Origin of the sequence: Paracoccus sp. DMF (assembly GCF_004407025.1) — a bacterium.
In the GTDB taxonomy this organism is placed as follows: domain Bacteria; phylum Pseudomonadota; class Alphaproteobacteria; order Rhodobacterales; family Rhodobacteraceae; genus Paracoccus; species Paracoccus aminovorans_B.
This window is the reverse complement of sequence record NZ_SOKV02000041.1, coordinates 1-25685: the sequence shown is the minus strand read 5'-3', so window position 1 is coordinate 25685 and position 25685 is coordinate 1. Positions and strand designations below refer to the sequence as shown.

General features: G+C 65.6%; 22 protein-coding genes and 1 tRNA gene. All 23 read left to right on the top strand.

Annotation, left to right across the window (positions count from 1 at the left end; translation table 11 throughout):
* Positions 1–655 precede the first annotated feature (655 nt).
* Positions 656–949, top strand: a complete 294-nt coding sequence (locus tag E3D03_RS16505) for a ribbon-helix-helix domain-containing protein (protein ID WP_263567854.1) — start codon at positions 656–658, stop codon at positions 947–949.
* Positions 950–1047: 98 nt separating this feature from the next.
* Positions 1048–1443 carry a VOC family protein gene (locus E3D03_RS16500; RefSeq protein WP_062562042.1) on the top strand — a complete coding sequence of 132 codons (396 nt, stop codon included), beginning with the start codon at positions 1048–1050 and terminating at the stop codon, positions 1441–1443.
* 49 nt (positions 1444–1492) lie between these two features.
* Positions 1493–2014: a Twin-arginine translocation pathway signal gene (locus tag E3D03_RS16495; RefSeq protein WP_263567853.1), complete on the top strand. Its 522-nt coding sequence runs from the start codon at positions 1493–1495 to the stop codon at positions 2012–2014.
* A 13-nt stretch (positions 2015–2027) separates the two neighbouring features.
* Positions 2028–3602: a GMC family oxidoreductase gene (locus E3D03_RS16490; protein WP_263567852.1), complete on the top strand. Its 1575-nt coding sequence runs from the start codon at positions 2028–2030 to the stop codon at positions 3600–3602.
* Between the two features lie 126 nt (positions 3603–3728).
* The gene (locus E3D03_RS16485) at positions 3729–4121 is read left to right on the top strand and encodes a VOC family protein (RefSeq protein ID WP_263567851.1); all 393 of its coding nucleotides are present in this window, start codon (positions 3729–3731) and stop codon (positions 4119–4121) included.
* Entirely contained in the window at positions 4118–4531 is a 414-nt protein-coding gene (locus tag E3D03_RS16480; protein WP_017999537.1) for a GFA family protein, read from the top strand. Before E3D03_RS16485 ends, E3D03_RS16480 begins: the two co-directional genes overlap by 4 nt.
* A 192-nt stretch (positions 4532–4723) precedes the next feature.
* The gene (locus tag E3D03_RS16475) at positions 4724–6580 is read left to right on the top strand and encodes an ABC transporter ATP-binding protein (protein WP_263567850.1); all 1857 of its coding nucleotides are present in this window, start codon (positions 4724–4726) and stop codon (positions 6578–6580) included.
* A 48-nt stretch (positions 6581–6628) separates the two neighbouring features.
* Positions 6629–6704: transfer RNA gene (locus tag E3D03_RS16470), tRNA-Trp, on the top strand.
* Positions 6705–6745: 41 nt separating this feature from the next.
* Positions 6746–7645, top strand: coding sequence for a hypothetical protein (locus E3D03_RS16465; protein ID WP_263567849.1), 900 nt, complete (start codon positions 6746–6748; stop codon positions 7643–7645).
* 52 nt (positions 7646–7697) lie between these two features.
* The gene (gene secE / locus E3D03_RS16460; protein ID WP_263567848.1) at positions 7698–7892 is read left to right on the top strand and encodes a preprotein translocase subunit SecE; all 195 of its coding nucleotides are present in this window, start codon (positions 7698–7700) and stop codon (positions 7890–7892) included.
* A 192-nt stretch (positions 7893–8084) separates the two neighbouring features.
* On the top strand, positions 8085–8624 hold the full coding sequence (nusG, locus tag E3D03_RS16455) for a transcription termination/antitermination protein NusG (protein WP_062562049.1): 540 nt from the start codon (positions 8085–8087) through the stop codon (positions 8622–8624).
* 86 nt (positions 8625–8710) lie between these two features.
* Positions 8711–9163 carry a 50S ribosomal protein L11 gene (rplK, locus tag E3D03_RS16450; protein WP_263567847.1) on the top strand — a complete coding sequence of 151 codons (453 nt, stop codon included), beginning with the start codon at positions 8711–8713 and terminating at the stop codon, positions 9161–9163.
* Between the two features lie 3 nt (positions 9164–9166).
* Positions 9167–9865: a 50S ribosomal protein L1 gene (gene rplA / locus E3D03_RS16445; RefSeq protein WP_263567846.1), complete on the top strand. Its 699-nt coding sequence runs from the start codon at positions 9167–9169 to the stop codon at positions 9863–9865.
* Positions 9866–10122: 257 nt separating this feature from the next.
* The gene (rplJ, locus tag E3D03_RS16440) at positions 10123–10638 is read left to right on the top strand and encodes a 50S ribosomal protein L10 (protein ID WP_026155310.1); all 516 of its coding nucleotides are present in this window, start codon (positions 10123–10125) and stop codon (positions 10636–10638) included.
* Positions 10639–10705: 67 nt separating this feature from the next.
* The gene (gene rplL, locus E3D03_RS16435; RefSeq protein WP_263567845.1) at positions 10706–11080 is read left to right on the top strand and encodes a 50S ribosomal protein L7/L12; all 375 of its coding nucleotides are present in this window, start codon (positions 10706–10708) and stop codon (positions 11078–11080) included.
* A gap of 266 nt (positions 11081–11346) precedes the next feature.
* Positions 11347–15495, top strand: coding sequence for a DNA-directed RNA polymerase subunit beta (gene rpoB / locus E3D03_RS16430; RefSeq protein ID WP_263567844.1), 4149 nt, complete (start codon positions 11347–11349; stop codon positions 15493–15495).
* A 50-nt stretch (positions 15496–15545) separates the two neighbouring features.
* On the top strand, positions 15546–19751 hold the full coding sequence (rpoC, locus tag E3D03_RS16425; RefSeq protein WP_263567843.1) for a DNA-directed RNA polymerase subunit beta': 4206 nt from the start codon (positions 15546–15548) through the stop codon (positions 19749–19751).
* A 144-nt stretch (positions 19752–19895) separates the two neighbouring features.
* Positions 19896–20501: a methyltransferase family protein gene (locus E3D03_RS16420; RefSeq protein WP_263567842.1), complete on the top strand. Its 606-nt coding sequence runs from the start codon at positions 19896–19898 to the stop codon at positions 20499–20501.
* Between the two features lie 36 nt (positions 20502–20537).
* Positions 20538–21482 (top strand): DMT family transporter, encoded by a 945-nt coding sequence (locus E3D03_RS16415; protein WP_263567841.1) that lies wholly within the window; start codon positions 20538–20540, stop codon positions 21480–21482.
* Positions 21482–22330, top strand: coding sequence for a putative rhamnosyl transferase (locus E3D03_RS16410; protein WP_263567840.1), 849 nt, complete (start codon positions 21482–21484; stop codon positions 22328–22330). The genes E3D03_RS16415 and E3D03_RS16410 overlap by 1 nt, the downstream gene beginning before the upstream one ends.
* A 266-nt stretch (positions 22331–22596) precedes the next feature.
* Positions 22597–22968 carry a 30S ribosomal protein S12 gene (rpsL, locus tag E3D03_RS16405; RefSeq protein ID WP_010399029.1) on the top strand — a complete coding sequence of 124 codons (372 nt, stop codon included), beginning with the start codon at positions 22597–22599 and terminating at the stop codon, positions 22966–22968.
* Positions 22969–22980: 12 nt separating this feature from the next.
* The gene (gene rpsG / locus E3D03_RS16400) at positions 22981–23451 is read left to right on the top strand and encodes a 30S ribosomal protein S7 (RefSeq protein ID WP_017999551.1); all 471 of its coding nucleotides are present in this window, start codon (positions 22981–22983) and stop codon (positions 23449–23451) included.
* 12 nt (positions 23452–23463) lie between these two features.
* Entirely contained in the window at positions 23464–25587 is a 2124-nt protein-coding gene (fusA, locus tag E3D03_RS16395) for an elongation factor G (protein ID WP_263567839.1), read from the top strand.
* Positions 25588–25685 lie beyond the last annotated feature (98 nt).

The window sequence follows — 25685 nt, the reverse complement described above, 5'->3', positions numbered from 1 at the left end:
TTTCGGCAAGAAAGAATAAGGGGGCGGGAGGCGAAGCGAGAGCAAGCGCCTCTGAAGGGGGAGAGGACGCCGTCTTCTCGGGTCGGCCGGCCCCTTCTCGGCTGCAAAAGGTCTCCCGGATCTTTCTCCGGGCGCCGCGAAGCCCGCGATAATGGGATAGGAAGGCCGGGAAGATGAGGCGGAGGCAAAGCGCTTGGCCGGCGCCCTTGGCAGGACAAAGGGTGGAGCAGGGAAGTCGCGGCGGCGGTTGTCTCTGTGGTGCGGCCCGCGGCGGGTTTGGCAGGAGGCGCGCGTCTGTCAGGCGGGAGGGAAGCGAGGAAGAATTGCCATTTTCGAGACGCGCTTGTCGGTAGGGCGGCGGAGGTCCATTTCCTGCGAATTTCCAGAGCATCGCTCCGCGCCATGCAATGGCGGCCGAGGCGGGACTGGGGCCTCGATGGCCGGCGTCTGTTGCGCGCGGGTCTGTGCCAGGTTGGCCATGATCGGCAGGACGAGGGGAAGAGGTGGAGCACCTGAGCCTCGGCCCGCTTGGCCCCGCAGCCTGCACCAGCCTGTCCAATGCGGCAGGTCCGGCGGCCGCCGGGACTTGCGCCGTTGACCGGCGTCGGCTTCTGGCCCAAACTCCGGCAAAAGCCAGGAAGATGCGATCAAGCCTATGTGCCAGATCTTTGCCGGACAGGACCCGGAACGCTATGAATCCGTGACGCGGCGGCTGCGGCTGAACGGGCAATCCACCTCGATCCGGCTCGAGCGGGCCTTCTGGCGCATCCTCGACGACATTGCCGCGCGCGAGGGCGTCTCGACCCCGGCCTTCATTTCCAAGCTGCATGCCGAGGTGCTGGAGCGCCATGGCGAGGCCCGGAACTTCACCTCGCTTCTGCGCTGCGCCTGCACCATCCATTTGGGCGAGGAGCAGGCGCTGTCCCCGCATCGCATCGCCGCGGAATGATTTTCCGCAGCAATCGCGTCCTGTAGTAATCCGCTACTACCCGGCCCGCTTTCGCCGCCCCTAGTCTGGTGCCAAGGCAACCACGAAGGAGGGAAGGCGTGGCGAAATACATCCATTCCATGATCCGTGTCCTGGACGAGGCGCGGTCGGTCGATTTCTATGACCGGGTCTTTGGGCTGAAGGTCGCAGAGCGGCTGGATTTTCCCGATTTCACCCTGGTCTATCTGGCCAATGGCGAAAGCGAGACCGAGCTGGAGCTGACCATCAACAAGGATCGGACCACGCCCTATGACCTGGGCGACGGCTATGGCCATATCGCCTTTTCCGTCGACGACCTGGACGCGACCCATGCCCGGCTGACGGCCGAGGGCTTTGCGCCGCGCAAGCTGGTCGATTTCGCCCCGGGCGGCGCGGTCATCGCCCGCTTCTTCTTCATCGCGGATCCGGACGGATACCAGATCGAAGTGCTTCAGCGCGGAGGCCGCTACCTCTGACGCGACCGCATCTTGGGAGGGGTGCGGATGAAACAAACGGGAGGAGAGAATGAAGAAACTGAGCAAGCAAGGCCTGAGCCGCCGCCAGCTTCTGGGTCGGGCCCTGGCCGCCGGGGCGCTGTCGGTGGTGGGTGCCGGCTTCATCGCCGCACCGGATGCGGCCTGGGCGGTCGAGGTCACGGCGATCGGCGAGACCGAGATGGCGACGCTGTTGCAGATGGCGCGCGACATCTATCCGCATGACCGGCTGGGCGACCGCTTCTATGCCGTCGCGGTCAAGTCCTATGACGCCGAGGACAAGAAGGCCATGGTGGCCGAGGGCATCGCCGCGCTGAATGCGGCGGCGAAGCAGGCGGGTTTCGCCAGCTACCTCGACGCCGGATGGGAGGCGGATCGCGTCGCCATCCTGCGCAGCATCGAGGACACGGCCTTCTTCCAGACGGTGCGCGGCGGGCTGGTGACGGGCCTCTATAACCAGAAGGAGATCTGGCCGCTGTTTGGCTATGAGGGCGAGTCCTTCTCGCACGGCGGCTACATCGACCGCGGCTTCGACGACATCGACTGGCTGTGAGGGGGGAACGATCATGGCACAGGCAAGCAAATTCGATCTGAACGACGACAGCGTCGTGGTCATCGTCGGCACCGGCGCGGGCGGCGGGGTGCTGGCCAACGAGCTGGCGCAGAAGGGCGTCAAGGTCGTGGCGCTGGAAGCCGGCGGGCGCTATCTGCCCGAGGATTACGTCAACGACGAATGGGACAGTTTCGGCCAGCTGGCCTGGACCGATCCGCGCACGACCAGCGGCGACTGGCGCGTGGCCAAGGACTTTTCCGGCCTGCCGGCCTGGATCGTCAAGGCGGTGGGCGGCACCTCGATCCATTGGGCGGGCGCCAGCCTGCGCTTTCAGGAGCATGAGTGGAAGGCGCTGTCGACCTATGGCAATGTCGAGGGCGCGAACCTGCTGGACTGGCCGATCGACCCGGCCGAGATGGCGCCCTGGTATGACAAGGCCGAGGCCAAGCTGGGCGTCGCCGGCGTCGGCGGGCGGCCGCGGCTGCCGGGGAACAACAACTATCACGTGCTGGAAAAGGGCGCCAAGGCGCTGGGCTACAAGGAAGTCCATACCGGCAACATGGCGATCAACAGCGTCGACTATGACGACCGCATGTCCTGCCAGCAGACCGGCTTCTGCTTCCAGGGCTGCAAATGGGGCGCCAAGTGGTCCGCCGCCTATACCGACATTCCGCGCGGCGAGGCGACCGGCAATCTCGAGGTGCGCGACCATGCCCATGTCGCCCGCATCCTGCACAATGACAAGGGCCGGGTCACCGGGGTCGAATATTTCGACAAGGACGGCAATCTGCAGATGCAGAAGGCGCGGCTGGTCTGCGTCGCCGGCAACAGTTTCGAAAGCCCGCGGCTGCTGCTCAATTCGGCCAGCAGCATGTTCCCGGACGGGCTGGCCAACAGCTCGGGGCAGGTGGGGCGGAACTACATGCGCCACACCACCGGCTCGGTCTACGGCATCTTCGAAAAGCCGGTCAGGATGTGGCGCGGCACCACCATGGCCGGCATCGTGCGCGACGAGGCGCGCCACGACCCCTCGCGCGGTTTCGTCGGCGGCTATGAGCTGGAGACGCTGAGCCTGGGCCTGCCCTTCATGGCGGCCTTCCTGGACCCCGGCGCCTGGGGGCGCGAATTCACCACGGCGCTGGACAGCTATGAAAACATGGCCGGCATGTGGATCGTCGGCGAGGACATGCCGCAGGCCGACAACCGCGTCACCCTGTCCGAGACCAAGGACAAGTTCGGCCTGGCCGTGGCGAACGTCAATTTCAGCGACCACCCGAACGACGTCGCCATGCGCAACCACGCCTACAAGGTCGGCGAGGCGATCTACAGGAATGTCGGCGCGACCCGGACGCTGCCGACGCCGCCCTATCCCTCGACCCACAACCTGGGCACCAACCGCATGTCGGAAAAGCCCGAGGACGGCGTGGTGAACAAGTTCGGGCAAAGCCACGACATCGCCAATCTCTACGTCTCGGACGGCAGCCAGTTCACCACCGGCGCGGCGGAAAACCCGACGCTGACCATCGTGGCGCTGGCGATCCGGCAGGCGGACCATCTGGCGCGGGAAATGTCGGCCGGCAATATCTGACGCCTTGCCGGGCCGTCCCCTTTGGGGGCGGCCCCTTCGCGGCCCCGGGAAAGGCGAGGCCGCTTGGAAACTGCCGTGACCTGTCAGCAGTTGTCCTTCATCCTGCCTCGGGAAAGGAGACTGGACATGATCGACCATATCGGAATTGCGGTGTCGGACATCACGCGCGCGCGTGCCTTCTATGATGCGGCGCTGGCGGTGCTGGGGATCGGCGTCGAGATGGAGGTGACCGAGGCGATGACCGGCGGGCATGGCGCGCATCTGGGCTATGGCCGGGACGGCAAGCCGGATTTCTGGATCGGCTCGGGCAAGCCCGCCCATGGCGGCACGCATGTCGCCTTCGCCGCCCCGGACCGCGCGGCGGTGGATGCCTTCTACCGCGCGGCCATGGCGGCGGGCGGGCGCGACAACGGCCCTCCGGGGCTGCGGCCCGAATATCACCCCGGCTATTACGGCGCCTTCGTCCTGGACCCCGACGGCAACAATATCGAGGCCGTGCATCACGGAGAGGCGCCATGACCACCTATCACGGCGCCTGCTTCTGCGGCTCGGTCCGCTTCGAGGCCGAGGGCGACCTGGCGCAGGGCACCATGCGCTGCAACTGCCGCTTCTGCCGCAAGATGCGCTATTGGGAGATGCGGCTGCCCGACCCAGCCGGCTTTCGCATCACCCACGGCGCCGAACTGCTGGCCGAGACGCCGCGCCATGACGAGGACGGCGTGGACATGCACCACACCTTCTGTTCGCGCTGCGGCACGCGGCTGTGGACCGAGGGCAATATCCCCGAGATGGGCGGGCATTTCATCGCCGTCTGCGTCAGCGCGCTGGAGGACGTGCCCGAGGCCGAGCTGATCGCCGCCCCGATCCATTACGCGGACGGCGCGCATGACAATTGGTGGAACCCGGCGCCCGAGACCCGGCATCTTTAGCAGACCGCTGAGAGGTCGACTCTCGACCCGGCTTCACCCTCGCCGGGGCAACGGCGGGGGTGATGAGGTGCGAGAGGGACGCGGCGGGCGGCTTCTGCGACCATTTCAGCGGCCTGTCAGGCCGCATGGCTTGACAGCCGGCCGATCTGCCATCAGTTCTGGTCGGCCCTGCCATACTACCCGAGGTGTGCCATGTTCAGCTGGTTCGAAAGCCGGCTCGATCCCTATCCGGCCGATCCGCCGCGCATGCCGCCCAGCGGGTTGTGGCGCTTCATCCTGCATTTCTCGCGCGGGGCCGAAGGCTATATGCTGGGCATGGCCGGCTGCTCGGCGCTGATCGCGGTCGCCGAGGTGGTGCTGTTCGGCTATCTGGGCGAGCTGGTCAACCGGCTGTCCGGCGCCGACCGCGCCGGCTTCTGGGCGGCCGAGGGCGGGCGACTGATCCTGATGGGCGCCATCCTGGTCGTGGCGCTGCCGGTCCTGCAGGTGCTGTTCTCGCTGCTCATGCACCAGACGCTGATGGGGAATTTCCCGCAGCGCATCCGCTGGCAGGCGCATCGCTATCTGCTGCGCCAGTCGATGAGCTATTTCCAGGACGAATTCGCCGGCCGCATCGCCACCAAGCTGATGCAGACCGCGCTCGCGGTGCGCGAGGTGGCGATGAAGTTCATGGACGTGCTGGTCTATGTCGGGGTCTATTTCATCGGCGCGCTGATCCTGGCCGCCTCGACCGACGGCTGGCTGGCGCTGCCCTTTGCCGGCTGGGGCCTGCTTTACGGGCTGCTCTTGTGGTGGCTGATCCCGCGCATCGGCCGCATCAGCGAGGCGCAGGCCGATGCCCGCGCGGTGATGACCGGCCGCGTCGTCGACAGCTATACCAATATCTCGACGGTGAAGCTGTTCTCGCACAACTCCCGCGAAGAGGATTACGTCCGCGACAGCATGGACGGATTCCTGCAAACCGTGCATGGCCAGATGCGGCTGGCCTCGATCCAGAACATCCTGCTTTCGTCGCTGAACTCGGGGCTGACCTTCGCGGTCACGGCGCTGGGGCTGTGGCTGTGGGTCGGCGGCAAGATCGACGTCGGCGCGGTCGCGGTGGCGATCCCGCTGGCGCTGCGGCTGGGCAACATGTCGCATTGGATCATGTGGGAATTCGCCGGGTTGTTCGAGAATATCGGCACGGTGCGCGACGGCATCGGCTCGCTGTCGCTGCCGCGCATGGTGACGGACATGCGCGGCGCCCGGCCGCTGGCGGTGCCCGAGGGGCGGGTGCAGTTCGACCATGTCACCTTCCGCTATGGCGCCGGCGACCGGGTCGCGCCGCGGGACGGGCTGCATGGCGCGGTGCTGGACGACCTGAAGCTGACCATCGCCCCGGGCGAGCGCATCGGCCTGGTCGGCCGCTCGGGCGCCGGCAAGTCGACGCTGGTGAACCTGCTGCTGCGCTTCCACGATCTGGAAACCGGGCGCATCCTGATCGACGGCCAGGACATCGCCCAGGTCACGCAGGAATCGCTGCGCGCGGCCATCGGCGTGGTGACGCAGGACACCTCGCTGCTGCACCGCTCGATCCGCGACAATATCGCCTATGGCCGGCCGGATGCGTCGGAGGCCGAGATCCGGCGCGCCGCCGAACTGGCCGAGGCCGGCTTCATCGACACGCTGACCGATTCGCAGGGCCGGCGCGGGCTCGAGGCGCATGTCGGCGAACGCGGCGTCAAGCTGTCCGGCGGGCAGCGCCAGCGCATCGCCATTGCCCGGGTTCTGCTGAAGGACGCGCCGATCCTGGTGCTGGACGAGGCGACCAGCGCGCTCGACAGCGAGGTCGAGGCCGCGATCCAGGGCCAGCTCGACATGCTGATGCAGGGCAAGACGGTGATTGCCATCGCGCATCGGCTGTCCACCATCGCCCGCATGGACCGGCTGGTGGTGATGGAGCAGGGCCGCATCGTCGAGCAGGGCACGCATGATCAGCTGCTGGCGCAGGGCGGCATCTATGCCGGGCTTTGGGCGCGGCAGTCGGGTGGTTTCCTGAAGGCCGATTGATTTCCTCTTGAACCGGCCGCGCGCCTGCCGTAATCAGACGCGCGGCTTAGGGGTTTAGCTCAGTTGGTAGAGCATCGGTCTCCAAAACCGAGGGTCGTGGGTTCGAGTCCCCCAACCCCTGCCAGCCGCAATCCCCGACATGCCGAGCGCCACACCGACGAATTCATGGCCCTGAGCATTCATCTGGGGGCGCACAAGACCGCCTCGACCCATCTGCAATATTCGCTGCGCCTGGTCGACGACCGGCTGGCCGCGGCCGGGCTGTGCTATGCCGATCCGGCCCTGCTGCGCACGGCGCCGCTGGACCTGTCGCAGATCCTGTCCGCCGGCGTCGGCTGCCCCGAGGAGCCCGCCTTCCGTGCCGCCCTGCAGGAGCGGCGCCAGGGCTGCGCCGAGCTGCTGATCTCCGAGGAGAACATCCTGGGCGGCACGCATCGCAGCCGCATGTTCTCGCGTCGCGGGCTGCTCTATCCCTTTGCGGTGCGCCGGCTGCGGCAGGTTCTGGCGCTGGCAGGAGAGCGCCAGGCCGAGCTGTATCTGGCGATCCGCGATCCGGCGGGCTTCAACGTCTCGGCCTTTTCGTTGCAGGTGCTGCTGGGCAACGAGATCGAGCTCGCGCCCTGGCTGCGCGGCCGCGATCCGGCCCGGGTCGACTGGCTGGGGCTGGTCCGGCGCCTGGCCGCGATGCCCGAGGTCACCCGGTTGGTGGTCTGGCGCTATGAGGATTACGCGGCGCTGCGCCCCGAACTGCTGCGCCGGCTGCTGCCCGAGGGGCTGGCGCCGGCGGTGCCCGAGCCGCCGCCCTCGAACGAGGGGCTGACGCAGGCCGGCTATGACTGGTTCTTGCGCCGGGCCATGGTCGACACCGAGGCCGACCTGCGCCAGCTGGCCGCCCGCGCCCGCCGCCGCTTTCGCCGCGCCGACGGCCACGGCCCGCTGCGGCCGCTGCCGGCCGAGGATTACGCCCGCTCGGCCGAGAGCTATGCCGCCCAGGTGGCGGCGCTGCGCGGGCTGCGCAAGGTCGAGTTCCTGCAGCCGCCGGCCGCGGTCCAGATCCCGGCTTGAAATCGGGCCCCGCCCGGTCTATCTGACGCGCTGCAAGACCGAAGGGATTCCCATGGCCAACCCCGTCCAGTTCATCAGCCAGGTCCGCGCCGAAGTCGGCAAGATCACCTGGCCCACGCGGCGCGAAGTGATCACGACCACGGTGATGGTCTTCATCATGGCGACCTTGGCCTCGATCTTCTTCTTCCTCGTCGACCTTGCGATCAAGACCGGCCTGTCGGGGCTGATCCACTTCGTCGGCAGCTGAGGGCTTGCATTGCCGGGCCGGGGGCGGTATGTCCGCCCGACCTGCCCGTGACGCGGCGTGCATCGATTCGGTCGTGCGCGCCGATTTCAATTTGGCCGGAAGCCAGCATCACGGATGCGCGATTGGCTGGGCTGGTTAAGGAATTCAATGGGTTGGCACGCCAGCCTGGAAGAAACAGGGGTCGATCGAGACATGGCAAAGCGTTGGTATTCGGTCAGCGTCCTGTCGAACTTTGAAAAGAAGGTCGCCGAGGCGATTCGTCAGGCCGTTGCCGAGAAGGGTCTCGAGGACGAGATCGACGAGGTGCTGGTCCCGACCGAGGAAGTGATCGAGATCCGCCGTGGCAAGAAGGTCACGTCCGAGCGCCGCTTCATGCCCGGCTATGTGCTGGTGCGGATGGAGCTGTCGGACAAGACCTATCACCTGGTGAACTCGATCAACCGCGTCACCGGCTTCCTGGGCGCCCAGGGCAAGCCGATGCCGATGCGCGACGACGAGGTGAACACGATCCTGCATCGCACCGGCGAGGGCGGGGCCGAGGTCGCGCCGCGCAACCTGATCCGCTTCGACGTGGGCGAGAAGGTGAACGTGACCGACGGGCCCTTCGAGGGCTTCTCGGGCATGGTCGAGGAGGTGGATGAGGTCTCGAGCCGCATCAAGGTCACCGTATCGATCTTCGGCCGGCCGACGCCGGTCGAGCTGGAATTCACGCAGGTCGCCAAGACCGCGTGATCGTTCGCGGGAGGCTGCGTCCCTTGGGGCAAGGCCGCACCGCTAAGTCGGCCCCGTTCGGGGCGTGATGATAAGGAGAGGGCCAGATGGCCAAGAAAGTCGTCGGCAGCCTGAAGCTGCAAATCAAGGCCGGTCAGGCCAACCCGTCCCCGCCCGTCGGCCCGGCCCTGGGTCAGCGCGGCATCAACATCATGGAATTCTGCAAGGCGTTCAACGCTCGCACGCAGGAAATGGAACAGGGTTCGCCCGTTCCGGTCGTGATCACCTATTACGCCGACAAGTCGTTCACCTTCGAGACCAAGACGCCGCCCGCGTCCTTCCTGCTGAAGAAGGCCGCCGGCCTGAAGCCGGTCGGCAAGCGCAACCGCGCCAAGGGTTCGGAAAAGCCCGGCCGTGCGACCGCCGGCACCGTGACCGTCAAGCAGGTGCGCGAGATCGCCGAAGCCAAGATGAAGGACCTGTCCGCGAACGACGTCGAAGCCGCGATGCAGATCATCCTCGGCTCGGCCCGTTCCATCGGCATCGAGGTGAAAGGCTAAGTCATGGCTAAGATTTCCAAGAACAAAGCCGCCGCCCGCGCCGCCTTCGAAGGCAAGGCCAACCTGACGGTGGAAGACGCCGTCGCGCTGGTGAAAGCCAACACCAAGGCGAAATTCGACGAGACCGTCGAGATCGCGATGAACCTGGGCGTCGATCCGCGCCACGCCGACCAGATGGTCCGCGGCGTCGTGACCCTGCCCAACGGCACCGGCAAGCATGTCCGCGTCGCCGTCTTCGCCCGTGGTCCCAAGGCCGACGAAGCCAAGGCCGCCGGCGCCGAGATCGTCGGTGCGGAAGACCTGCTGGAAACCATCCAGTCGGGCAAGATCGAATTCGATCGCTGCATCGCCACCCCGGACATGATGCCGCTGGTCGGCCGTCTGGGCAAGATCCTGGGCCCGCGCAACCTGATGCCGAACCCCAAGGTCGGCACCGTGACCATGGACGTGAAAGCGGCCGTGGAAGCTGCCAAGGGCGGTGAAGTCCAGTTCAAGGCCGAGAAGGCGGGCGTGGTCCACGCCGGCGTCGGCAAGGCCTCGTTCGACGCCGCCAAGCTGGCCGAGAACATCCGCGCCTTCGTCGATGCGGTGAACCGCGCGAAGCCCTCGGGCGCGAAAGGCACCTATCTGAAGAAGGTCTCGATCAGCTCGACCATGGGTCCGGGCGTGTCGCTGGACCTGGCTTCGGCCGCTTCGCAGTAAGCGGCAAGAATTTCGCCGGCGTCCTTTCAACGGGGGCCGGCGGATGGCGGGGCAGCGATGCCCCGTCCTGTCCGAGACGGAGGGTGCCGACCCGATACGCTATCTGGCCGGCTTAATCATCCTTCCTGAGATGGGATCAAGACCATTTTCCGAAGGTTTCTTCGGGGGATCTTGGGACCGTCACGGACCCATCCGGTCGCTGTTCGGGCGGCTGGAAAGTGAGAGCCGGGGGGAAACCCCCAACTTGGAGTGAAACCGTGGATAGAGCGCAAAAAGAAGCGGTGGTCGAGGAACTCGGCCAGATCTTTGAAGCCTCTGGCGTCGTGGTGGTTGCCCGCTACGAGGGGATGACGGTTGCCGAAATGCAGGACCTGCGCGCGCAGATGCGCGAAGCTGGCGGGTCCGTCCGCGTTGCCAAGAACAGGCTCGCCAAGATCGCCCTGGATGGAAAGCCTTGCGCCAGCATCGCCGACTATCTGACGGGCATGACCGTGCTCGCCTTTTCCGACGACCCCGTGGCTGCTGCCAAGGTCGCGGACAAATACGCCAAGGGGAACGACAAGTTCGTGATCCTGGGCGGTGCGATGGGCGACACGGCGCTTGACCCGGCCGGTGTGAAAGCCGTGGCCCAGATGCCGTCGCGCGAGGAGCTTATCGCTTCGATCGTGTCCTGCATCGGTGCCCCTGCTGCAAACATCGCGGGCGCGATCGGCGCACCTGCTTCCAACATCGCGGGCATCCTCTCGACTCTGGAAGAGCGCGAGGCCGCCTGAGGCAATCCCCGTCCCGTCGTGGGGTTGAAACCCCGACGTTGGAACACTTAATGGAAAGAACGGAAAAATGGCTGACCTGAAAAAACTCGCCGAAGAAATCGTGGGCCTGACCCTGCTGGAAGCCCAGGAACTGAAGACCATCCTGAAAGACGAATACGGCATCGAGCCGGCCGCCGGTGGCGCCGTCATGATGGCCGGCCCGGCCGCTGGCCCGGCTGAAGCCGCCGAAGAGAAGACCGAATTCGACGTCGTCCTGACCGACGCCGGCGCCAACAAGATCAACGTGATCAAGGAAGTGCGCGCCATCACCGGTCTGGGCCTGAAAGAAGCCAAGGACCTGGTCGAAGCCGGCGGCAAGGTCAAGGAAGGCGCTTCGAAAGGCGACGCCGAAGAAATGAAGAAAAAGCTCGAAGCGGCTGGCGCCAAGGTCGAGCTGAAGTAATCGGGCCTGCACCGGATGGTGCGTGCCGATTGATTTCGGAAGAAAAGGGCAGGGTCCGGGGTTCTCCCGGTCCCTGCCGAACCTGTCTTGAAGGACGGTTTTTCGGCCGCAGGCCATGACCAGACCTTCCTTCAGGGCATGTTCGGGGTTCGGGAGCGGCGCGGTGGGACGTGCGGCACGAATTGGACCCCGCCCCTCATTCGCCGCCTTGTGCCGGTCGGGCCCCGACGACCGCCGCAAGCGAAAGACGAAAGGTAAGACCCTCTATGGCGCAAGCTTATGTCGGCCAGAAACGCATCCGGCGTTACTATGGCAATATCCGCGAAGTTCTGGAGATGCCGAACCTGATCGAGGTTCAGAAATCCTCCTATGACCTGTTCCTGCGGTCGGGCGAGGCCGAGGGCCACCAGGACGGCGAAGGCATCCAGGGCGTGTTCCAGTCGGTGTTCCCGATCAAGGACTTCAACGAGACCGCGACGCTGGAATTCGTGAAATACGAACTGGAACGTCCGAAATACGACGTGGACGAATGCCAGGCGCGCGACATGACCTATGCCGCGCCGCTGAAGGTGACGCTGCGCCTGATCGTGTTCGATGTCGACGAGAACACCGGCGCCAAGTCGGTCAAGGACATCAAGGAGCAGGACGTCTACATGGGCGACATGCCCCTGATGACGCAGAACGGCACCTTCATCGTGAACGGCACCGAGCGCGTCGTCGTGTCGCAGATGCACCGTTCGCCCGGCGTGTTCTTCGACCACGACCGCGGCAAGACCCACAGCTCGGGCAAGCTGCTGTTCGCCTGCCGCATCATTCCCTATCGCGGCTCGTGGCTCGACTTCGAATTCGACGCCAAGGACCTGGTGTTCGCGCGCATCGACCGCCGCCGGAAACTGCCGGTGACGACGCTGCTCTATGCGCTCGGCATGGACCAGGAGGGCATCATGGATGCCTTCTACGACACCGTGGACTACAAGCTGCAGCGCGCCGTCAAGGGCAAGGAATCCGGCTGGATCACCCGCTTCTTCCCCGAGCGCGTGCGCGGCACCCGTCCGTCCTATGACCTGGTGAACGCCGAGACCGGCGAGGTCATCACCAAGGCCGGCGACAAGGTGACGCCGCGCCTGGTCAAGCAACTGGCGGAAAAGGGCGACATCAACCTGCTGCTGCCCTTCGACAAGATCATCGGCCGCTTCGTGGCGAAGGACATCATCAACGAGCAGACCGGCCTGATCTATGCCGAGGCCGGCGACGAGATCACCGTCGAATACGACCGCAACGGCGAGATCTCGGGCGGCTTGCTGAAGGTGCTTCTGGACAACGGTATCGAGGACATCCCGGTCCTGGACATCGACCACGTCAACGTCGGCCCCTACATCCGCAACACCATGGCCGCCGACAAGAACCTGGGCCGCGAAGGCGCGCTGATGGACATCTATCGCGTCATGCGCCCGGGCGAGCCGCCGACCGTCGAAGCCGCCTCGACCCTGTTCAACAGCCTGTTCTTCGACAGCGAGCGCTACGACCTTTCGGCCGTGGGCCGGGTCAAGATGAACATGCGCCTGGACCTGGACGCGCCGGACACCCAGCGCACCCTGCGCCATGAGGACATCGTTGCCTGTATCCGCGGGTTGGTGGAACTGCGCGACGGCAAGGGCGAGATCGACGACATCGACCACCTCGGCAACCGCCGGGTGCGCTCGGTCGGCGAGCTGATGGAGAACCAGTATCGCATCGGCCTGCTGCGCATGGAGCGGGCGATCCGCGAGCGCATGTCGGGCGTCGAGATCGACACCGTCATGCCGCAGGACCTGATCAACGCCAAGCCCGCGGCGGCGGCGGTGCGTGAATTCTTCGGCAGCTCGCAGCTGTCGCAGTTCATGGACCAGACCAACCCGCTGTCGGAAGTCACGCACAAGCGTCGCCTGTCGGCGCTTGGCCCGGGCGGTCTGACCCGCGAGCGCGCCGGCTTCGAGGTCCGCGACGTTCACCCGACGCATTACGGCCGGATGTGCCCGATCGAGACGCCGGAAGGCCAGAACATCGGCCTGATCAACAGCCTGGCGACCTTTGCCCGCGTGAACAAATACGGCTTCATCGAGACGCCCTATCGCCGCGTCATCGAGGGCAAGGTCACCGACGACGTGGTCTACATGTCGGCGACCGAGGAGATGCGCCACACCATCGCCCAGGCGAACGCGACGCTGGACGAGGGTGGCAAGTTCGTTGACGAGCTGATCTCGACCCGCCAGTCGGGCGACTTCATGCTGAACCCGGTCGAGGCGGTGGACCTGATCGACGTGTCGCCGAAACAGCTGGTTTCGGTCGCGGCGGCGCTGATCCCCTTCCTGGAGAACGACGACGCCAACCGCGCGCTGATGGGCTCGAACATGCAGCGTCAGGCGGTTCCGCTGCTGCGGGCCGAGGCGCCCTTCGTCGGCACCGGCATGGAAGCGACCGTGGCGCGGGATTCCGGGGCGGCCATCATGGCCCGTCGCGGCGGCATCATCGACCAGGTCGATGCGCAGCGGATCGTTATCCGGGCGACCGAGGACCTGGGCGCGGGCGACGCTGGCGTGGACATCTATCGTCTGCGCAAGTTCAAGCGCTCGAACCAGTCCTCGACCATCAACCAGCGTCCGCTGGTCAAGGTGGGCGACCGCGTGGTCAAGGGCCAGGTCGTGGCCGACGGTCCCTCGACCGATCAGGGCGAGCTGGCGATCGGCCGCAACGTGGTCGTGGCCTTCATGCCCTGGAACGGCTACAACTACGAGGACTCGATCCTGATCTCGGAGCGGATCCACCGCGACGACGTGTTCACCTCGATCCATATCGACGAATACGAAGTGGCGGCGCGCGACACCAAGCTGGGGCCGGAAGAGATCACCCGCGACATCCCGAACGTCGGTGAAGAGGCGCTGCGCAACCTCGACGAGGCTGGCATCGTCTATATCGGCGCCGAGGTCGGTCCGGGCGACATCCTGGTCGGCAAGATCACCCCGAAGGGTGAATCGCCGATGACGCCGGAAGAGAAGCTGCTGCGCGCCATCTTCGGCGAAAAGGCCAGCGACGTGCGCGACACCTCGCTGCGTCTGCCGCCGGGTGCCTATGGCACCATCGTCGAGGTCCGGGTGTTCAACCGCCACGGCGTCGACAAGGACGAGCGTGCCTTGCAGATCGAACGCGAGGAAGTCGAGCGCCTGTCGCGCGACCGCGACGACGAGCTGGCGATCCTGGAGCGCAACATCTATGCGCGCCTGAAATCGCTGATCATGGGCAAGGAAGTCGTCAAGGGGCCGAAAGGCGTCCGCGCTGGCGTCCTGGTCGATGAGGACGTGCTGGGTCAGCTGAGCCGCGGCCAGTGGTGGCAGCTTGCCGTCGCCGACGAGGAGACCGCCAAGGAAGTCGAGGCGCTGAATCAGCAGTTCGACAGCCTGAAGCGGGCGCTCGACAACCGGTTCGACGACAAGGTCGAGAAGGTGCGCCAGGGCGACGATCTGCCTCCGGGCGTGATGAAGATGGTCAAGGTCTTTGTCGCCGTGAAGCGCAAGCTGCAGGCGGGTGACAAGATGGCCGGCCGTCACGGCAACAAGGGCGTGGTGTCCAAGGTGGTTCCCATCGAGGACATGCCCTTCCTGGCCGACGGCACGCCCGTGGACCTGGTGTTCAACCCGCTGGGCGTGCCCTCGCGCATGAACGTCGGGCAGATCCTGGAAACCCACATGGGCTGGGCCGCGCGCGGCCTGGGCATCAAGATCGACGAGGCGCTGCAGGACTATCGCCGCAATGGCGATCTGACGCCGGTGCGCGAGGCGATGAAGAACGGCTATGGCGACGCGTTCTATGCCGAGACCTTCAGCGACATGGACGACGACCGGCTGGTCGAACACGCCGATGCCGTGCGTGGCGGCGTGCCGATCGCCACGCCGGTCTTCGACGGTGCGAAAGAGGCCGACATCAATGACGCGCTGCGGCGGGCCGGTTTCGACACCTCGGGTCAATCCGTGGTGTTCGACGGCCGCACCGGCGAGCAGTTCGCCCGCAAGGTCACCGTCGGGATGAAATACGTCCTGAAGCTGCACCACCTTGTCGACGACAAGATGCACGCCCGTTCGACCGGTCCCTACAGCCTCGTGACCCAGCAGCCGCTGGGCGGCAAGGCGCAGTTCGGCGGTCAGCGTCTGGGTGAGATGGAGGTCTGGGCGCTGGAAGCCTATGGCGCCGCCTATACCCTGCAAGAGATGCTGACGGTCAAGTCGGACGACGTGGCCGGCCGGACCAAGGTCTATGAGAGCATCGTCAAGGGCGAGGACAATTTCGAGGCCGGCGTGCCGGAATCGTTCAACGTTCTGGTCAAGGAGGTCCGGGGTCTGGGCCTCAACATGGAACTCCTGGATGCGGAGGATGAGGAGTGAGGGGGGCGACCCCTCATCTTCTCCACCGCGCCCCTCATTAGGATTTGAAAATGAACCAGGAACTTGCCACCAATCCCCTGAACCCGCTGGCTGCGCCGCGGCAGTTCGACGAAATCAAGATCTCGCTGGCCTCGCCCGAGGAAATCCTCGCCTGGTCCTATGGCGAGGTGAAGAAGCCCGAGACCATCAACTACCGCACGTTCAAGCCCGAGCGTGACGGGTTGTTCTGCGCGCGTATCTTTGGCCCGATCAAGGACTACGAATGCCTCTGCGGCAAATACAAGCGCATGAAATATCGCGGCCTGGTCTGCGAGAAATGCGGCGTGGAAGTGACGCTGCAAAAGGTCCGGCGCGAGCGCATGGGCCATATCGAGCTGGCCGCGCCGGTCGCACATATCTGGTTCCTGAAGTCGCTGCCCTCGCGCATCGGCCTGATGCTGGACATGACGCTGCGCGATCTTGAGCGCATTCTGTATTTCGAGAACTACGTCGTGATCGAGCCGGGTCTGACGGATCTGTCCTATGGCCAGCTGCTGACCGAGGAAGAGTTCCTGGACGCGCAGGACCAGTATGGCGCCGACGCCTTCACCGCCAATATCGGCGCCGAGGCGATCCGCGAGATGCTGGCCAATATCGACCTGGCCGCCACCGCCGAGCAACTCCGCGAGGAGCTGAAAGAGGCGACCGGCGAGCTGAAGCCGAAGAAGATCATCAAGCGGCTGAAGATCGTCGAGTCGTTCCTCGAGTCGGGCAACCGGCCCGAGTGGATGGTGCTGACCGTCATTCCGGTCATCCCGCCGGAACTGCGCCCGCTGGTGCCGCTGGACGGCGGCCGCTTCGCGACCTCGGACCTGAACGACCTGTATCGCCGGGTGATCAACCGCAACAACCGCCTTAAGCGGCTGATCGAGCTGCGCGCGCCCGACATCATCGTCCGCAACGAAAAGCGGATGCTGCAGGAATCGGTCGATGCGCTGTTCGACAACGGCCGCCGCGGCCGCGTCATCACCGGCAACAACAAGCGTCCGCTGAAATCGCTGTCGGACATGCTGAAGGGCAAGCAGGGCCGCTTCCGCCAGAACCTTCTGGGCAAGCGCGTGGACTTCTCGGGCCGTTCGGTGATCGTGACCGGTCCGGAGCTGAAGCTGCACCAGTGCGGGCTGCCGAAGAAGATGGCGCTCGAACTGTTCAAGCCGTTCATCTATTCGCGGCTCGAGGCGAAGGGGCTTTCGTCCACCGTCAAGCAGGCCAAGAAGCTGGTCGAGAAGGAACGCCCCGAGGTCTGGGACATCCTGGATGAGGTGATCCGCGAGCATCCGGTGCTGCTGAACCGCGCGCCGACGCTGCACCGCCTGGGCATCCAGGCCTTCGAGCCGATCCTGATCGAGGGCAAGGCGATCCAGCTGCACCCGCTGGTCTGCTCGGCCTTCAACGCCGACTTCGACGGCGACCAGATGGCTGTCCACGTTCCGCTGAGCCTTGAGGCGCAGCTGGAAGCGCGCGTGCTGATGATGTCCACGAACAACGTGCTGTCGCCCGCCAACGGCGCGCCGATCATCGTGCCGTCGCAGGACATGGTTCTGGGCCTGTATTACACGACCATGGAACGCGAGGGCATGAAGGGCGAAGGCATGGTCTTCGCGAACCTGGAAGAGGTCGAGCATGCTCTGGCCTCGGGGGCGGTGCATCTGCACGCCCGCATCACCGCCCGCCTGCCGCAGATCGACGAGAACGGCAACGAGGTCATCAAGCGCTTCGAGACCACGCCGGGCCGTCTGCGCTTGGGCTCGCTCTTGCCGAAGAACGCCAAGGCGCCCTTCGAGCTGGTGAACCGCCTGCTGCGCAAGAAGGACATCCAGAACGTCATCGACACCGTCTACCGCTACTGCGGCCAGAAAGAGTCGGTGATCTTCTGCGACCAGATCATGGGCCTGGGCTTCCGCGAGGCGTTCCGCGCCGGAATCTCGTTCGGCAAGGACGACATGGTGGTGCCGCCGACGAAATGGGAACTGGTCGAGGAAACCCAGGACCAGGTGAAGTCCTTCGAGCAGCAATATCTCGACGGTCTGATCACCCAGGGCGAGAAGTACAACAAGGTCGTGGACGCCTGGTCGAAGTGCAACGACAAGGTCACCGACGCGATGATGAAGACCATCTCGGCCACCAAGAAGGACGAGAAGGGCGCGGAGCTGGAGCCGAACTCGGTCTACATGATGGCGCATTCGGGCGCCCGGGGCTCGGTCAGCCAGATGAAGCAGCTGGGCGGGATGCGCGGGTTGATGGCCAAGCCGAACGGCGAGATCATCGAGACGCCGATCATCTCGAACTTCAAGGAAGGCCTGACCGTTCTTGAATACTTCAACTCGACCCACGGCGCCCGGAAGGGTCTGTCGGACACCGCGTTGAAGACGGCGAACTCGGGCTACCTGACCCGTCGTCTGGTCGACGTGGCGCAGGATTGCATCATCCGCGAGCATGACTGCGGCACCGATCGCGCGATCACCGCCTCGGCGGCGGTCAACGACGGTGAGGTGGTCAGCCCGCTGAGCGAGCGCGTGCTGGGCCGTGTCGCGGCCGATGACGTGCTGGTGCCGGGCGAGGATGTCGTGATCGTTCGCAAGAACGAGCTGATCGACGAGCGCAAGGCGGACGAGATCGAGCAGGCCGGCGTGCAGTCGGTCCGCATCCGCTCGGCCCTGACCTGCGAGTCGGACGACGGCATCTGCGCGCTCTGCTATGGTCGCGATCTGGCGCGCGGCACGCTGGTCAACATCGGCGAGGCCGTGGGCATCATCGCGGCGCAGTCGATTGGCGAGCCGGGCACGCAGCTGACGATGCGGACCTTCCACATCGGCGGCATCGCCCAGGGTGGCCAGCAGTCCTTCGTCGCCGCGGCGCAGGAAGGCACGATTGCGTTCGAGAACGAAAGCACGCTGGAAAACGCCAATGGCGAGCTGATCGTGATGAGCCGCAACATGCAGCTGCACATCAAGTCGGCCACCGGCGAGACCCTGGCCAGCCACAAGCTGTTCTACGGCAGCAAACTGTTCGTGCGCGACGGCGATGCCGTGGCCCGCGGCCAGAAGATGTTCGAATGGGACCCCTATACCCTGCCGATCATCGCCGAGAAGGCCGGTGTCGCGAAATATGTCGACCTGCTGTCGGGGATCTCGGTCCGCGACGAGACCGACGACGCGACCGGCATGACGCAGAAGATCGTCACGGACTGGCGCTCGGCCCCGAAAGGCAACGAGCTGAAGCCCGAGATCATCATCGTCGATGCCGATGGCGAGCCGGTGCGCAACGAGAACGGCAACCCGGTCACCTATCCGATGTCGGTTGACGCCATTCTGTCGGTCGAGGACGGGCAGGAGATCAAGGCCGGCGACGTGGTGGCGCGGATCCCGCGCGAAGGCGCCAAGACCAAGGACATCACCGGGGGTCTGCCCCGCGTGGCGGAACTGTTCGAGGCCCGTCGTCCCAAGGATCACGCCATCATCGCCGAACTGGATGGCTATGTGCGCTTCGGCAAGGACTACAAGAACAAGCGCCGCATCGCCATCGAGCCCGCCGACGACACGCTGGCTCCGGTCGAATACATGGTGCCGAAAGGCAAGCACATCCCGGTGCAGGAAGGCGACTTCGTGCAGAAGGGTGACTACATCATGGACGGCAACCCGGCGCCGCATGACATCCTGCGCATCATGGGGATCGAGGCCTTGGCCGACTATCTCATCGACGAGGTGCAGGACGTCTATCGGCTGCAGGGCGTGAAGATCAACGACAAGCACATCGAGGTGATCGTTCGCCAGATGCTGCAGAAGATCGAGATCCTGGATTCGGGCGATACCACGCTGCTGAAGGGCGAGCACATCGACCGCGAGGAATTCGAGGAAGAGAACGCCAAGATCGAAGCCAAGGGCGGCCGTCCGGCCGTGGGCGAGCCGGTGCTGCTGGGCATCACCAAGGCGTCGCTGCAGACCCGCAGCTTCATCTCGGCCGCCTCGTTCCAGGAAACCACGCGGGTGCTGACCGAAGCTGCCGTGCAGGGCAAGCGCGACAAGCTGGTGGGTCTCAAGGAGAACGTCATCGTCGGCCGGCTGATCCCGGCCGGGACCGGCGGCGCCACCGCCCGCGTCAAGCGCATCGCCAGCGAGCGCGACAACGAGGTGATCGAGGCCCGCCGCGCCGAGGCCGAAGCCACCGCCGCGCTGATCGCGCCGGAGGAGACCTCGGTGGAGCAGGCCGGCGAGTGATCGCCCGCTGACGACGAACCGAAAGGCCCGGCCTCGCGCCGGGCCTTTTGCTTGCCGCCCGCCATCCGCAGGTCGCGATTGCGCAAGGCGCGGCGAGCGGATAACGATGGGGCAGGTAACCGGGCGGTGTGCGAGGGTGGCTTGATGCGCGCGGCAGTCAATCAGAAGATTCGCATCAATGTCCTGCGCCTGTCGGGCCTGGCCCTGCTGCCGGCCATCCTGGCGATCAACCCGGTCCTGGGCCTTCAGGGCTTCGGGCACGAGGCCATCGAATCCCTTGGCATCCTGCTGTTGCTGGTCGGGGTGCTGGGCCGGTTCTGGTCGATCCTCTATGTCGGCGGCGCCAAGAACCGGCGGGTGATGCAGGACGGCCCCTATTCGATGACCCGCAATCCGCTGTATTTCTTCTCGACCGTGGCGGCGACGGGGATCGGGCTGATGTTCGGCGCTGTCAGCCTGGCGCTGCTGATCGGCGGCATGGTCGGGCTGATCCTGTGGATCACCGCGCGGCGCGAAGCCGGCTTCCTGTCGCAGCACTTCGGCGCGGAATACGATGCCTATGCGGCGCGCACGCCGTTCTTCCTGCCCGATCCGCGGCTGTTCCGCACCGGGCGGACCGCCCGCTTCGACACGGCGACGCTGCGCCGCAACCTGTTCGACGCGCTGGTCTTCCTGAGCTTCATTCCGATCGTCGAGTTGGTGGACCAGTTGAAGCTGAGCCTCGGCTGGTCGCTGCTGTCGCTCTGGTAGTCCACGCCTCATCGCCAAGCCACACAGCCCGGAGCCATGCTGACCCCCGACCTGCCCCCTGCCAGCGCGCCGGCCGCCGCCCGGCCGCCCGTCCCGGATCCCGCGCAGGGACAGGCCGACAACCTGCGCGCCATCGGGATCATGATGCTCAGCATGGCGGCCTTCACCTGCAACGATGCGGTGATGAAGGCGGTCACCCAGACCCTGCCGCTGTATGAATCGATGACATTGCGCGGCGGCATCGTGGTGGCGATCATGCTGGTCATCGCGCGGGCGCAGGGCGGGCTGCGCCTGCGGGTGCCGCGCGGCGACCTGCTGCCGCTGGCGGTGCGGACGCTGGCCGACCTGAGCTCGACCGTGCTTTACCTTGTGGCCTTGCAGCACATGGCATTGGCGAACCTTTCGGCCATCATGCAGGCGCTGCCCCTGGCAGTGACGCTGGCGGCGGCGGTATTCTTTCAGGAAAGACTGGGCTGGCGGCGGCTATCGGCCATCGGCATCGGGCTGGTCGGGGTCTTGCTGATCCTGCGGCCGGGCACCGGCGCCTTCGACATCTGGTCCGCGCTGGTCGTGCTGGCGATGCTGCTGATCGTGGCGCGGGACATCGTCACCCGGCTGTTCTCGGTCCATGTCGGGTCGTCCACGATCGCTTTCTATGCCGCGATCTCGGTGATGCTGACCGGCGCGGTGCTGGCAACCAGCGAGACGTGGCGCACCCCGACCGCGGGCGAACTGGCGCTGCTGCTGCTGTCGGCCGGATTCCTGAGCGTCGGCTACCTGACCGCGGTGGCCAGCATGCGGGTGGGCGAGATTTCGGTCGTCGCGCCCTTTCGCTATACCTCGCTGGTCTGGGCCATCATGCTGGGGCTCGTGGTGTTCGGCGAATGGCCGGACCTGTGGACCTGGGCCGGCTCGGCGCTGGTGGTCGGGGCGGGGATCTATACCATCCTGCGCGAGCGGAAAGTGAAGGGAATGTCGTGATGCGTGTGCAGATGCTGGGCCTGTGCCGGTTTTCCTATCTGGGCGGCCGGGGTTTCCAGGTGGCGCATGAGACGCTGGAGCAGCGGCGCGCCTTCCTCTACGACCCCGAGCGGCTGGCGCGGCGCTGGTTCTGGTTCGAGAATCTGGTGCTGCCCGGGCTGCTGGCCCAGACCGACCCGGATTTCACCCTGGTGCTAATGACCGGCCCGGACCTGCCCGAGCCCTGGCTGTCGCGGCTGCGCGAGCTGGTCGAGATCATGCCGCAGGCCCGGCTGGCGCTGATCCCGCCGATGGAGAAGCACCTGGAGGCCTGCCTGGCCGCCGTCGCGCCGCATATCGAGCCGGGCGCCGATGTGGTCGGGCATTTCCGCCAGGACGACGACGATGCCGTGGCCGTCGACTACATCCGCGACGCGCGCCGGGATTTCACCGCGCTGCGCCCGCTTTGGGAACGCCGCCGGCGGCTGTCCTGCGATTACTCGCGCGGGCTGGTGCTGAAGGCGACGCAGGACGGCATCTCGGTCGAGCCGCGGATGATCTACAATGCCGTGGCGGCGCTGACCGTCTATCTGCCGCCCGATGCGCAGCGCAGCGTGATGCATTTCCCGCATTGGAAGATCGGCCTGTCGATGCCCGGGGCGATGCTGCCCGGCAAGGCGATGTTCGTGCGCTTCCTGAACCACGACAACGACTCGGGAGCGATCGGCGCCGGCTATCCCTGGGAGGCCGAAACCGGGGATTGGGCCGGGCTGCTGGCCGACCGTTTCCGCATCGACCTGGGCGTGCTGGACCGCGCCGCGCGCGATTTCGGCCTGCCCGGCGCCGACCGGCCGCGCTGGGGCGTCTGACCGGCGCCGGGGCAGGGGGGCGGCTGTTGACTCGCCCCGGAATTCCCCATATACGCCGCACACCCGGCAAAAGACCGTCCGGGTGGCCAGAACCTTCATCGGTCACGATCCGGGCCGGAACTGCCCCGATCCTCTGGAAATTACCCGTCCCGCCCCCAGCCCGGGGACAGGATGGGTCGTGGCGTTTCACGATTCGCGTGATTCGCTGTCGAGAAGTGGCGCAGCCGCAGGCTGCGAGTATTGACGAAAGCAAGACGGGGAACCGAATGCCGACGATCCAACAGCTGATCCGCAAACCGCGGCAGCCCAAGGTGCAGCGCTCGAAGTCGCAGCACCTTCAATCCTGCCCGCAGAAACGGGGCGTATGCACGCGCGTCTATACCACGACGCCGAAGAAACCGAACTCCGCCATGCGGAAGGTCGCCAAGGTGCGGCTGACGAATGGCTTCGAGGTGATCTCCTATATCCCGGGCGAAAAGCACAACCTGCAGGAACACAGCGTCGTGCTGATCCGCGGCGGCCGGGTAAAAGACCTTCCGGGTGTCCGTTACCACATCCTGCGCGGTGTGCTGGATACCCAGGGCGTCAAAGACCGTCGTCAACGCCGTTCGAAATACGGCGCGAAGCGTCCGAAGTAAGGAGATCCGCATATGTCTCGTCGTCACGCCGCTGAGAAGCGCGAAGTCCTGCCCGACGCCAAATATGGCGATCGCGTGCTGACCAAATTCATGAACAACCTGATGATCGACGGCAAGAAATCCGTCGCCGAGCGCATCGTTTACAGCGCCCTTGACCGCGTTCAGGGCAAGCTGAAGCGCGAGCCCATCGAGGTGTTCCACGAAGCCCTCGACAACGTGAAGCCTTCGGTCGAAGTGCGCTCGCGCCGCGTCGGTGGTGCCACCTACCAGGTTCCGGTCGAAGTGCGTCCGACCCGCCGCGAGGCTCTGGCCATCCGCTGGCTGATCACCGCTGCGAAGAACCGCAACGAACACACCATGGAAGAGCGTCTGGCCGGCGAGCTGGCCGATGCGGTCAACGGCCGCGGCACGGCCGTGAAGAAGCGTGAAGACACGCATAAAATGGCCGACGCCAACAAGGCGTTCAGCCACTACCGCTGGTAAGGGAAGGCTATCATGGCACGCGAATACCCGCTGGAGCGGTATCGGAACTTCGGGATCATGGCCCACATCGATGCGGGCAAGACCACGATGACCGAACGCATCCTGTTCTACACCGGCAAGAACCACAAGATCGGCGAGACGCATGACGGCGCCTCGACGATGGACTGGATGGAGCAGGAAGCCGAGCGCGGCATCACCATCACCTCGGCGGCGACGACGACCTTCTGGCAGCGCCATGAAGACACCGACTTCACCGAGGACCAGTCGCAGCGCAACCGCTTCAACATCATCGACACCCCCGGCCACGTCGACTTCACCATCGAGGTCGAGCGTTCGCTGGCGGTTCTGGACGGCGCGATCTGCCTGCTGGACGGCAACGCCGGCGTCGAGCCGCAGACCGAAACCGTGTGGCGTCAGGCTGACCGCTACAAGGTTCCGCGCATCGTCTTCGTCAACAAGATGGACAAGATCGGCGCCGACTATTTCAACTGCGTGCGCATGGTCAAGGACCGCACCGGCGGCACTCCGTGCCCGATCGCCCTGCCGATCGGCGCCGAGGACACGCTGGAAGGCATCATCGACCTGATCAAGATGGAAGAATGGGTCTGGAAGGGCGAGGATCTGGGCGCGAGCTGGGTCCGTCAGCCGATCCGGGCCGAGCTTCAGGATCTGGCCGAGGAATGGCGCGGCAAGATGATCGAGCTTGCCGTGGACATGGACGACGCGGCCATGGAAGCCTATCTGGAAGGCAACGAGCCGGACGAGCCGACCCTGCGGGCGCTGATCCGCAAGGGCACGCTGTCGCTGTCGTTCTTCCCGATGATGGCCGGCTCGGCCTTCAAGAACAAGGGCGTGCAGCCGCTGCTGAACGCCGTGGTCGACTTCCTGCCGGCGCCGACCGACGTTCCCGCCTATCTGGGCTTCGCCCCGGGCGACGAGACCGAGACCCGCAACATCGAGCGTTCCGCCTCGGACGAGCAGCCCTTCTCGGCGCTGGCGTTCAAGATCATGAACGACCCCTTCGTCGGCTCGCTGACCTTCACGCGCATCTATTCGGGCGCGCTGAAGAAGGGCGACCAGATGCTGAACGCGACCAAGGGCAAGCGCGAGCGCGTCGGCCGGATGATGGTGATGCACGCCATCAACCGCGAAGAGATCGACGAGGCCTTCGCCGGCGACATCATCGCGCTGGCCGGTCTGAAGGACACCACCACGGGCGACACGCTGTGCGACCCGAACAAGCCGGTGGTGCTGGAAACGATGACCTTCCCCGAGCCGGTGATCGAGATCGCCGTCGAGCCGAAGTCGAAAGCCGACCAGGAAAAGATGGGCCTGGCCCTGCAGCGCCTGTCGGCCGAGGACCCGTCCTTCCGCGTCGAGACCGACATCGAGTCGGGCCAGACCATCATGAAGGGCATGGGCGAACTTCACCTCGACATCCTCGTGGACCGCATGAAGCGCGAGTTCAAGGTCGAGGCGAACATCGGCGCGCCGCAGGTGGCCTATCGCGAGACCATCTCGCGCGAAGCCGAGATCGACTACACGCACAAGAAACAGACCGGCGGTACCGGCCAGTTCGCGCGCGTCAAGCTGGTCATCACCCCGACCGAGCCGGGCGAGGGCTACTCGTTCGAATCGAAGATCGTCGGCGGTGCGGTGCCGAAGGAATACATCCCCGGCGTCGAAAAAGGCATCAAGTCCGTCATGGACTCGGGTCCGCTGGCCGGCTTCCCGGTGATCGACTTCAAGGTGGCGCTGATCGACGGTGCCTTCCACGACGTCGACTCCTCGGTCCTGGCCTTCGAGATCGCGGCGCGTGCCGCCATGCGTGAAGGTCTGAAGAAAGCCGGCGCCAAGCTGCTGGAACCGATCATGAAGGTCGAAGTCGTGACGCCGGAGGAATACACCGGCTCGATCATCGGCGACCTGACCAGCCGTCGCGGCATGGTCCGCGGCCAGGATACCCGCGGCAACGCCAATGTCATCGACTCCATGGTGCCGCTGGCCAACATGTTCGGCTACATCAACAACCTGCGCTCGATGTCCTCGGGCCGCGCGGTGTTCACCATGCTGTTCGACCATTACGAGGCCGTGCCGCAGAACATCTCGGACGAGATCCAGAAGAAATACGCCTGATCGGGATGGCGGGGCTTCGCGCCCCGCCTTTCCTCGTGAAACACAAAGACTAGGGAGCCCTGCTCATGGCAAAGGCAAAGTTTGAACGGACGAAACCG

What these genes read in the sequence shown, in the direction of transcription:
- E3D03_RS16505 (WP_263567854.1), top strand. Translation starts at nt 656, where the DNA reads ATGTGCCAGATCTTTGCCGGACAGGACCCGGAACGCTATGAATCCGTG.
- E3D03_RS16495 (WP_263567853.1), top strand. Translation starts at nt 1,493, where the DNA reads ATGAAGAAACTGAGCAAGCAAGGCCTGAGCCGCCGCCAGCTTCTGGGT.
- E3D03_RS16490 (WP_263567852.1), top strand. Translation starts at nt 2,028, where the DNA reads ATGGCACAGGCAAGCAAATTCGATCTGAACGACGACAGCGTCGTGGTC.
- E3D03_RS16485 (WP_263567851.1), top strand. Translation starts at nt 3,729, where the DNA reads ATGATCGACCATATCGGAATTGCGGTGTCGGACATCACGCGCGCGCGT.
- E3D03_RS16480 (WP_017999537.1), top strand. Translation starts at nt 4,118, where the DNA reads ATGACCACCTATCACGGCGCCTGCTTCTGCGGCTCGGTCCGCTTCGAG.
- E3D03_RS16475 (WP_263567850.1), top strand. Translation starts at nt 4,724, where the DNA reads ATGTTCAGCTGGTTCGAAAGCCGGCTCGATCCCTATCCGGCCGATCCG.
- E3D03_RS16465 (WP_263567849.1), top strand. Translation starts at nt 6,746, where the DNA reads ATGGCCCTGAGCATTCATCTGGGGGCGCACAAGACCGCCTCGACCCAT.
- secE (WP_263567848.1), top strand. Translation starts at nt 7,698, where the DNA reads ATGGCCAACCCCGTCCAGTTCATCAGCCAGGTCCGCGCCGAAGTCGGC.
- nusG (WP_062562049.1), top strand. Translation starts at nt 8,085, where the DNA reads ATGGCAAAGCGTTGGTATTCGGTCAGCGTCCTGTCGAACTTTGAAAAG.
- rplK (WP_263567847.1), top strand. Translation starts at nt 8,711, where the DNA reads ATGGCCAAGAAAGTCGTCGGCAGCCTGAAGCTGCAAATCAAGGCCGGT.
- rplA (WP_263567846.1), top strand. Translation starts at nt 9,167, where the DNA reads ATGGCTAAGATTTCCAAGAACAAAGCCGCCGCCCGCGCCGCCTTCGAA.
- rplL (WP_263567845.1), top strand. Translation starts at nt 10,706, where the DNA reads ATGGCTGACCTGAAAAAACTCGCCGAAGAAATCGTGGGCCTGACCCTG.
- rpoB (WP_263567844.1), top strand. Translation starts at nt 11,347, where the DNA reads ATGGCGCAAGCTTATGTCGGCCAGAAACGCATCCGGCGTTACTATGGC.
- rpoC (WP_263567843.1), top strand. Translation starts at nt 15,546, where the DNA reads ATGAACCAGGAACTTGCCACCAATCCCCTGAACCCGCTGGCTGCGCCG.
- E3D03_RS16420 (WP_263567842.1), top strand. Translation starts at nt 19,896, where the DNA reads ATGCGCGCGGCAGTCAATCAGAAGATTCGCATCAATGTCCTGCGCCTG.
- E3D03_RS16415 (WP_263567841.1), top strand. Translation starts at nt 20,538, where the DNA reads ATGCTGACCCCCGACCTGCCCCCTGCCAGCGCGCCGGCCGCCGCCCGG.
- E3D03_RS16410 (WP_263567840.1), top strand. Translation starts at nt 21,482, where the DNA reads ATGCGTGTGCAGATGCTGGGCCTGTGCCGGTTTTCCTATCTGGGCGGC.
- rpsL (WP_010399029.1), top strand. Translation starts at nt 22,597, where the DNA reads ATGCCGACGATCCAACAGCTGATCCGCAAACCGCGGCAGCCCAAGGTG.
- rpsG (WP_017999551.1), top strand. Translation starts at nt 22,981, where the DNA reads ATGTCTCGTCGTCACGCCGCTGAGAAGCGCGAAGTCCTGCCCGACGCC.
- fusA (WP_263567839.1), top strand. Translation starts at nt 23,464, where the DNA reads ATGGCACGCGAATACCCGCTGGAGCGGTATCGGAACTTCGGGATCATG.